The organism is Mangrovivirga halotolerans (assembly GCF_026241165.1).
GTDB classification, from domain to species: domain Bacteria; phylum Bacteroidota; class Bacteroidia; order Cytophagales; family Cyclobacteriaceae; genus Mangrovivirga; species Mangrovivirga halotolerans.
In genome coordinates this window covers 212,490-218,489 of record NZ_JAPFQN010000011.1, presented here as the reverse complement: position 1 = coordinate 218,489, position 6,000 = coordinate 212,490, and the positions used below count along the sequence as shown (strand labels likewise).

Annotated in this window: 5 protein-coding genes; all 5 read right to left on the bottom strand. The window is 33.0% G+C overall.

What is annotated here, in order from left to right; genetic code table 11:
- Window positions 1–237: 237 nt before the first annotated feature.
- Window positions 238–2,031: a DUF262 domain-containing protein gene (locus tag OO013_RS18275; RefSeq protein ID WP_266058436.1), complete on the bottom strand. Its 1,794-nt coding sequence runs from the start codon at window positions 2,029–2,031 to the stop codon at window positions 238–240.
- 59 nt (window positions 2,032–2,090) lie between these two features.
- On the bottom strand, window positions 2,091–3,104 hold the full coding sequence (locus OO013_RS18270) for a hypothetical protein (RefSeq protein WP_266058435.1): 1,014 nt from the start codon (window positions 3,102–3,104) through the stop codon (window positions 2,091–2,093).
- Window positions 3,105–3,316: 212 nt separating this feature from the next.
- Window positions 3,317–3,976, bottom strand: a complete 660-nt coding sequence (locus OO013_RS18265; RefSeq protein ID WP_266058434.1) for a hypothetical protein — start codon at window positions 3,974–3,976, stop codon at window positions 3,317–3,319.
- A gap of 66 nt (window positions 3,977–4,042) precedes the next feature.
- Window positions 4,043–4,807 carry a DUF2310 family Zn-ribbon-containing protein gene (locus OO013_RS18260; protein WP_266058433.1) on the bottom strand — a complete coding sequence of 255 codons (765 nt, stop codon included), beginning with the start codon at window positions 4,805–4,807 and terminating at the stop codon, window positions 4,043–4,045.
- Between the two features lie 137 nt (window positions 4,808–4,944).
- Window positions 4,945–5,838, bottom strand: a complete 894-nt coding sequence (locus OO013_RS18255; RefSeq protein WP_266058432.1) for a carboxypeptidase-like regulatory domain-containing protein — start codon at window positions 5,836–5,838, stop codon at window positions 4,945–4,947.
- Between the last annotated feature and the right edge of the window lie 162 nt (window positions 5,839–6,000).

Below are 6,000 nucleotides of genomic sequence, written 5' to 3'. Positions count from 1 at the left end.
AGTCTATCCGCTCCAAAGATTCCTATCAAAGAGAGAATCCCGATTAGTACTCCAATCTTCAATATTTTTTTAACGTATCTCATTTAGTTTGCAATGTCGTTTTTGAATGCCCCACAACGGTCAAGTATAAGCGTAGTGCGGGATTTCGGAGCATTTCACTGTCCGCATAAGTCAAAGTTCCTTAAAAGCAAAAAATCTCAATTTTAGACGTTCAGCCCGCATTACGCTTATACAATGTTAGCCCACGTTTTCATTTTCTTCAATCGTTTCTTTCTCCTTAGTATCAATTACTTCTATGTTAATTCCACTTAGTTGTCTTTTCAGTTCTTCAATTACAAGTTCTACCCGTTCTTCCATAAATTGGTCAAGAGCATTTGACGGCATTTCGTCCATTCTCGCCCAAGTTAGGATTTGTTTTGGGAGCAGATGAGAGTCGATAACACTTTCAAAATTTGGGTTCTGGTCGTATTCCTTAATGTATTCCAACGGATTCTTGTCACTAATCTCCAAGTTTGTCAACTGTGTGAGATATGCAATATTCATTAAACTGTTATTGTCGAGCTGATTGTCTGCCCTGTTGTTTGAAATGTAGTTAGTCGGGAAAATATGATGAAGATTTGGCTTGTCTGTTGAAAAGAAAAAATTGTCAACGTTTACATTTCTATCTGTGTACTTCCAATCTTTTGGACATTTGTGAGAGTAGAGCGATAGAATTGCTCTTGAAATTCGTCCTTTTGAACTATATGATGATTTTCTCAAAGTATCCTTGTCAATGAGGAATCTGCCAAACCTTTGTTCATTATCATACTTTTCTCCATTCAAAAGACTTATGTGTTGATTGATGTCTCCTGTGTTACTGAGTAAATCGTCTCTGTGCAACGAATGGAACCAAAAATATTTTTTCAAAAAATCATAGCTAGGAGTGTCGTTTTTGTAGAAGTAGTTTGCAATCGTCAGGTAGAAATAACGATATGGAATAAGTTGAGGGCCTTTTAAGTTTAGGGTATTCTCAAAGAAATCAAATGTTTTAAGAATTGCCTTCTTAGCAGATTCCCAAATACTTTCTATTTGTTCCGTTTTGATGTCATTTAAATATCTTGGTGTAATGTTATGGATGCCTGAATTTTCAATGTTTTCGCGAATTAGAACGGCAATTATTTGGAGATAATCGAAATCGTCAATTTGGAGATAATTACTGTTATTGACTTTTTTGAAATCATCAATTAGGTCTCTAAGGTAAAAACCTTTATCAGTTTCAGATTTCGGTCTAAATGTTTTTGCAACGACAATATCAAAGATGTCAAGCGGTTTTCCTGCTTGGTTTATGCGTTCAAATATTTGGCAGACTTCTGCGACTTTGATACCCTTTAACTCAATAAATGAAATACGGTAGTTGGTTAGGACTTGCTGAACTTTTCTAAGCTCCACCCAATAAGGGTGGTTGTATTGCTGTGCAACATCAGGATGATTGACAATTTTTTGCTGAATTGTCTCAAAATTTTGCTTTACGTCAAGGAGTTTAACAATAAGTCCGTCATCATATTTTTTCTTCCTTCCAATATTCCTTTTAAAAGTGCCTTCTCTGTCGTCAATTTCATTCCAATAAAGGAATCTCTTTTTGTAACTTTCATCATCTGTTTCGTCTTCACTTTCAATGGTCAGGTCAATATATAGTGAAGGGTTAAAACCGTCACGACCTTCTATTTTACCACCGTAAAGAGAAGTTAGAAGTGAAGTAGTTCGTTGCTGACCGTCAAGTAAATATTGATATTCACTTCTTGTAAAATGCTCGTCAGCAATTTTATGTCCACCAATTTGTCTGTGATTTTGCAGTTTTAAATCGGTTTTCCAAACTAAGATGCTCCCAAGAGGGTAGAACTTGTAGATACTGTCCCACAGTTTTTTAACATTTTCTTCTTCCCAAACTACATCTCTTTGGAAAGTCGGAATTTGGTAATTCTGATTTTTCAGTTCGTCAAGGTAGGTTGTAATTCCCTTGTCCGTTGGTTTTATTCTGTCTGTAAAATTCATTCTCTGTCGTTTCTTTTAATGTGGGCTAACGTTATTGCTAAACTGCGTTTAAATGCAGTTTAGGTATTGTTGGTATTTCGTTTTTTATCAAAAATATATAGTAATCCATCTTGTGTATAAACAAAAATTTTGAATTTTGTAGCTTTTATACTTCCAATTGCTCCATTTTGAGGTTTAAATTCATATTTGTAGAGTAGATCTTTTCTATCAAAATCCAAAACAACAAGTTTAGCTTTTGTGTCCCCAAGGCTTTGAGTGAAATATAAAACCCCATCATTTACATAGTATCGGTGGTCATGTATACTTTCCAGTCCATTCTTCTTAATAAGTTTATCAACATCCCATTCATTTATTGAGTTATCCCTGCAATCTATACGACAGAGGATATTATTTGGTTTTGATGTGTAAATGTATTCTTCATCCCTAAAAAGTTCAAAATAACACCCATTTAATTGATTAATGAGAGTTCCTGTTGTTAGGTCAAATTGTAATAATCCACGATTTTCTACCCCATCACAAAATAAATATAATTTTGTTCCGTAGTTAATTATTCTTTTATGGGTGTAAGCATTCTGAGATTTTGTGATTTTTTTTAAATCTATAGTCCACGAATATTTTCCGAATTTAGCTAAATCGTAACATTTCAATTCAGAGGACCTTTGATCTAAACTTTCAATAAATTTATCTTCTAAAAATAGCTTAGCACCACCTTTTCTATTTAATTCAATCTCTCCAAAATATACTCCTCTAAATTTTATTAATTTCGGAAAATTCGTATTGACACTAGCAATATAATTTTTATTAAAGGAGTAGAATAATTGGTTATTTTTAATATAGACCGTTTGCCCACTGTAGTTAATAAAGTGAGTATTTTTATCTTTAAAATAATAAATTCCGTGAGAATATCTTCCTACTCTGCCTATTGGACCTTCTATTTTGCAGGAAAATAATAAATCAAAATTTTCATTATTTTTATAAACCTCTAAAGAGTTGTTTTCATTTTGCCAACAGGTTAATTCTTTATCTAAATAAAGAATTTTAATACCTTTTCTTATGTCCGTTTCAAATTTCATTTTTATGAATACCAACGTCTCGGCTATGGTTAGTACGGGAATTAAAAGTATTGAACTTTCAGTTAAGCACTTAGCCAAAACTTTTTATTTTGTTTTATCTTTTCTTTATAAAGTCAAATCAAAAGATTTGGTGGACTTTGTTAAAAGCTTTTAACTTTGGGTTAAGTACCAAAACCCGTATTAATTATAGCCATTGTTGTGCTTTCGTGCTTTTATTTTTCAATTTTACTGTAAATCAATCCTTTCCAATACATTTCTCTTTCGACATCCAAGGTGTTTACAAATTTCAAATCAAATTCGGCTTTAATAATCCCTTTGTCGAATAGCTTTTTATCAACTCTAATTTGCCCTTCTTTCATTGGAAATATTTGTTTCCCAAGTTCTGTAATACTATTAAAATCAATCCATGCTCTAAAAGAATCATTCTTGATTTCAATTATCAAACTACTATGAGTAGAAACTTTACAAGCCGATTGTCCAAGTATAGAATTGTCCGCTTGCTTTTTAAAAGTCATAAAGTCTGTACCTGCCCATTCATAGGTCCAAGCTTCAGATGTAATTGAATGAAACAAATGGGTTGTGTCGACAATTGCATAGAATGCTTTTAATGAGTCAGGATATATTTTCCCTTCTTCATTTTTCATTCGGTCTATTTCTGGAGGACAAATTCCATCGCAACTTAATTGCCCAAATTTATTCTTGTAAACACCTTCAGGATAACTCCATTCCTCTTTGAATGAAAAGTCGTTTTCAATATTGTCAACCCATTTGATTGAAATCCATTTTGTTTCATCCTGTTTAGTAAAGGACAAAATTGTCAAACAAGTCAGTATGATTACGATTGATTTCAGTTTCATTGTCTTTTTCAGCATGAAGCACAACGTTTAATGTAAAATGCGTTTTAATGCATTTTTACATAGTGTTACCATTTCGTTTTTTTATCTATTGGAGGAAAGTTCAGAAATTAACCTGCAATCATCACACTTAAATGCGTAAAAGTCGTTGAATGTTGAACCATCTATCAACCAATCATTTCCGCATCTCGGACATTTTCTTTCTTTGTCTTTCTTTTGTCCCCAAGCTCTATAATTGAAGAGAAAATAATAAGTGGGTATTTGTGTTACTTCCTCAATTTTTTTACAACAATCAATTCCTTGTTTACTAAGATCACTATCATGGTTTTGTAATTGGTTTTGTGCCCACCTTTCACCTACAATGCCATTAAACCAAAGTCCTTCAACCCTTTCATAATTATTTTCCCAGAAGTTAATATCGTTATAGCATTCTCCATCATGATGAGTATAAGGTATCTTGTATAATGGAATTTGATTAAGTGATGAGCCTTCAATTATTGGTGAAAACCTTGCAGTTTTAAGAATTAAAAAATCTCGCTTTTTTGGAATGATTGTTTTTCCAAACTCAGGGTCTAACCCCATGTACCTGAAGTCAAATTTACACTTCAATTCTCCTTCAATTCGTTTTTTCCACTTAATTCCATAAATGGTTGAATTCTTCTCGCTGTACGAATCTTTCTCAGGGCAAAAAAGGTTAAGGCTTAATCCATTGTCAATAGGTTCGTACTGCCATTCTTCATTTATTATTTGCTTTGTTCCATAGAGTGATTGAAAGTAATAATTGGTGAATTCAAAGAACTCTTCCGAACCTACTTCCTTACCTGTTATATTTAACTTTACTATGTGCATTTAATGAATGGTAACGTCAAGGCTATGTGTCCGCCGAAACCTACGGCTGCTTAAAAAACGCATAGCTGATGCTCAAAGATAATAGCCCCAACTGAAAAACAAAACGGTGGCATATAGGTACTGTTATGCTGCCGTGATTAATATTTATTCGGATCACTGAATATATATGTGAACTTATATCCAATTCCCAAGGTGAATTCTTTGTAAGCATCCAATTGCTGAAACCTAACAAACGTCTCAAAATTCTTAATTGGTTTATTTAATTCAGCATGAAACCCTAATAATTCATCGTAAAAAAGAATCCTCGAAGATAAAGTAAGTTTTAGTGGTTCATGAACATATTTACTTACTTTAATTGTCAATCCTTTATTTGTATAATCTCTATTCTCCTCGTCATTTGTATTTATTATACCATATCCAAATGATAAATCGAAGGGTATAAATGAGGTCGAAAAGTCTATTTCTAAGAATTTATTATTAAGAGTATAGTTATCTAGTTTCAAATCCTGATAATAGCCTGAAAGTCCAAATCCAAAATTCCATGTGGTTACTATCTCGATACTTACCTTTGAATTCAATAGATTGTTATCCTTAAAATTCGTTTGATAATTAATTGATCCATTCAGTAAAGCAAAATTAAAAATATAGGGGGATGAAATGTAAAGTTCCCCACCAATGGGATTATTTATAAAACCAGATGTCAGGTATATTCCAATTTTTTGACTTCCATAAAAATGAACCAATGTATATGGTTTCAAGAATACTATAAGATTACTATCTGATTTAACTTCAATAGTCCTTGACAAAATGCCAACACCCGCAAAGGTTATTTTCGCAGGTAGTTTCTTTATCCTAATTGAAAACTTTCCATCAATATTTGTAGTTGTTTCATTAGTTGAGTCCACAAAAACTGTTATCCCCGGTAATGGAGAATTCTCTAATGAATCATAAACAATACCTTTAATAAGGTACTGGGCTTTAGAAACATTTGTGATTAGAATAGAAAAAATTAGGATAGCTATTATTCTCATTGATGGATCTGGCTTCTTTTATGCAGCATAACGGTTTGCATATGGCTTGTGGCGGTTTCGAAGCACTTTCCTGTCCACCGAAACCAAAGTTGGCTGCGGAGTGAAAATCCTGCTGGCAACCGTTCACCCGCCATTAGCTATATGCGTTGTTGTGCTTTCGTT